This is a genomic window from Mycobacterium sp. (genome assembly GCF_049280035.1).
Classification (GTDB): Bacteria; Actinomycetota; Actinomycetes; order Mycobacteriales; family Mycobacteriaceae; genus Mycobacterium.
The window spans coordinates 1-3075 of sequence record NZ_JBAPPI010000056.1; the positions used below are offsets into that span (position 1 = coordinate 1).

A 3075-nucleotide genomic window follows, 5' to 3' on the forward strand; every position below is an offset into this window, starting at 1 on the left:
TAGCTAGGGTTGTGGCTGATGCCGAAGTTCCAACCGGTGACGCCGCCGGTGGTTGAAACAACCAGTGCCCGTTCGACTTCCGATAATGGCTGCACGGGTCGACGGCTGGTATAGGCCAGTGCTCCGGCGGGGATCTGGCCGCCGACCGGGAATCGGCGCGACCGTCGCCCGGTCAGTGCGGCGAACAGTGGGAAGCGTTCAAGCTCGGCCAGCGCGGCCCGCTCTTTCTCGGAGATAGCTAGGCTCACACCGCTGATTTTCTCATTGTGCGTAGGTCGTCTCGGTGTTCGCATCCTGAAACATTTCCGAGACGATCAGCTCGAAGTTGCCATCGACGAATAGGTGCCTCAGGTAGTCGACGATTTCCTCGCGCCCGCGCTTGACCGTGCCGAAGGCGTTGACCCAGTCGGCGTCATCGGAATACACCGCCCGCAGGGCGTCGGCATCGCGGTTGCGGAAGCCGGTCAGCAAGGTCAGCAGCGTCTTGCCGATCGCTTGCTGGTCGTCGGGCGCCAGGTCCGAGAACCCGGTCATGTGATTGATGCTAGGCGGCGCGGTGAACCTTTCTTCGAGGTACCGCGTGGTAGCAGCAGGCGGTTAAAAGAAAGATCCGAGAAAGGTTTGTAAGATGAGTCCGCTGCTGATGGTCTACTTCTGGGTAGGCACGCCCTTCGCGGGTTTCGGCCTGTTGAAGCTGCAGGCGCGGCTCGAGCGGTGGGACTACGAACGCCACGCCGAGGACTAGAGGGCGGGGAGTCGGTTGAGACCTCTGAAACTTCGGATCCTGGTCGTCGGCGCGGGCGTGAGCGGCATCTCGGTCGCCCGTGGTTTATTGCGCGACGGACACGACGTCGCGGTCTTCGACCAGCGGCCGAACGTGACGGTAGGCGGTGGTGCGGTCACCATCTGGTCCAACGGCGCCACGGTTCTCGATCAGCTCGGTGTCGATATGGACGGAGCCGGGCAGCTGCTGTCCGCCGTGCGGGTCATGACATCCACCGGTCGCCCGCTGGCCACCATGGACCTCAACGCGATGGTGAATCGGCTGGGCGCATCCGTTCGGATGGTGCCACGTCGAATTCTGCTGGAACGGCTGCTCAAGGGCTTTCCAATCGATCGCGTCCGATGCAACTCCCGTGCGGTCGGGGTGGTCAGCACGCCCAACGGCGTGCGGGTTGACTTCGAAGACGGCAGCTCGGCAAACGGGGATGTGCTGATCGGTGCGGACGGCCTGCACTCGGTGGTTCGCGGTATCGTCGGCGCGCAACCCGCGAAGCCGACCGGCTGGTGCAGTTGGCAGGGGCTGGTCACTCTTCCGGGCATCGCCGACAAGCGGGTCGCAACGATGATGATCGGCGAGCACGGAAGCCTCGGCATGTGGCCGGCTGGCGGGTCTGACCTGCAGTGGTGGTTCGACCTGCCCTGGTCGCCTGACTTCGTCAGACCACAACACCCGATCGAGATGATCCGATCGCATTTCACCGGCTGGTCCGATCTGGTCGACCGAGTACTCGCGACCTTGACCGACGATGACCTGGCCCCGTCACCTTTCCCGCATTTTCGGCATCCGATTTTCCGCGCCGGCACCGGCGCGGTGACACTGCTCGGCGATGCCGCGCACACCATGGCGCCCACACTTGCGCAGGGCACCAATCAGGCGCTGCTGGACACGATGGTGTTGCGTAAGGCGCTATCGGATTTCCGAAGCGGCCACGGTGATATCTCCAGCGCGCTGCGCTGGTACGAGGATACCCGGCGGCCCAGGGTCAAGGCCGTGTCCTGGTTGACCACCCAGCAGGTCTCTCGCCCCGACTACGTGCTGCGACCGGCGGCGCTGATCTCGGACCGGTTCATGACGTGGGTGCTGACGAGGTTCCTGGGTTGGGTCAGTCACCGCGGAATCGCGGCTGAGGCCAGCCGAACTTCTCTTGCCGAGGTGCGGTGATGTCGACCACCACAAAAGTGCCGCCCGCCAAAGCGGCCCGCATTGTCGAGTGGGTTCGCCACCACCTGTATCGCCTCAATCAACGGCTGACACCCGCACCCGCGGCAATGATGGAGATGATCATCGCCACCTGGGCATCTCAGGCGATCGCGGTGGCCGCCGAACTAGGTGTCGCCGACGCGCTCGCCGACGGGCCATTGACGATCGACCAACTGGCGCACCGAGTGAGCGCGGACCCGGACGCACTGCATCGGCTGTTGCGGGCGTTGATCGGGCGGGGCGTTTTTCGTCATCGGCCCGACGGCCGATACGAGCTGAATTCCCTTGCCAACACCCTGCGTTCGGACGCAGCGGTATCGATGGCCTGGGCTGCCCGGTTTTACGGGTCGCGTGAGCAGCGCGAACGATGGACGCTGCTGGTTGACTCTATCCGAAGCGGACGATCTGTCGTCCCGGTGTTACACGGCCAGGAAAGCTTCGACTATTTCGCCGAGTATCCCGAACATGCTGAACTCTTCCATCGGACCATGACGAGCATTTCGGAGTTGACCGATTCGTCCGTGGTCGCCGGCTACGACTTCAGCGCCTACCCGACTATCGTCGATGTCGGCGGCGGGCACGGCCCATTGCTGGCCACCATCCTGGCGTCGGCGCCGGCCTCGCAGGGCGTTCTGTACGACCTGCCGGTGGCCGTGTCGGCCGCGCCGAACCTCTTGTGCAAGCACGATGTTGCTGATCGCGTGCGTATCGAGGCGGGATCATTTTTCGACCGGGTTCCGGGCGGCGGCGACGCCTACGTCTTGAAGAACATCATGCACGACTGGCCCGACGAGAAGGCGGTGCAGATCCTGCGTAATGTTCGCGCCGCTGCCGGCCCGCGAGCCACGGTGCTGCTGGTCGAATTGGTGATCCCCGACCATGACCGTGACTTCCCGGGAAAATGGGCCGATCTGGAGATGCTGTTGAATTTGTCGGCCCGCGAGCGCACTGCTGCCGAGTACCGAAACCTGCTCAGCCAAGCCGGATTCCGGATGACGCGGGTGGTGCAAACCGCTTCACCGCTCAGTGTGGTGGAGGCCCGAGTCGCATAGCCACGTCGAGCCATAGCCATAACCACATCACATAGCGCT

The 3075-nt window shown here is 63.8% G+C and carries 3 protein-coding genes and 1 pseudogene; 2 read left to right on the forward strand and 2 right to left on the reverse strand.

All coding sequences use genetic code 11. The features are described from left to right. Window positions 1–248: pseudogene (locus tag WAN71_RS01905) on the reverse strand (hypothetical protein); the annotation flags it as partial. A gap of 13 nt (window positions 249–261) precedes the next feature. After that, entirely contained in the window at window positions 262–534 is a 273-nt protein-coding gene (locus tag WAN71_RS01910) for a YybH family protein (RefSeq protein WP_422223709.1), read from the reverse strand. A gap of 226 nt (window positions 535–760) precedes the next feature. Between WAN71_RS01910 and WAN71_RS01915 the strand changes: the two genes are divergently transcribed. Further along, on the forward strand, window positions 761–1945 hold the full coding sequence (locus WAN71_RS01915; protein WP_422223710.1) for an FAD-dependent oxidoreductase: 1185 nt from the start codon (window positions 761–763) through the stop codon (window positions 1943–1945). Beyond that, entirely contained in the window at window positions 1945–3036 is a 1092-nt protein-coding gene (locus WAN71_RS01920) for a methyltransferase (RefSeq protein WP_422223711.1), read from the forward strand. Before WAN71_RS01915 ends, WAN71_RS01920 begins: the two co-directional genes overlap by 1 nt. The last annotated feature ends 39 nt before the right edge of the window (window positions 3037–3075 follow it).

Coding starts and splice junctions, on each gene's coding strand:
- WAN71_RS01920 (WP_422223711.1), top strand. CDS start 1,945: ATGTCGACCACCACAAAAGTGCCGCCCGCCAAAGCGGCCCGCATTGTC.
- WAN71_RS01910 (WP_422223709.1), bottom strand. CDS start 534: ATGACCGGGTTCTCGGACCTGGCGCCCGACGACCAGCAAGCGATCGGC.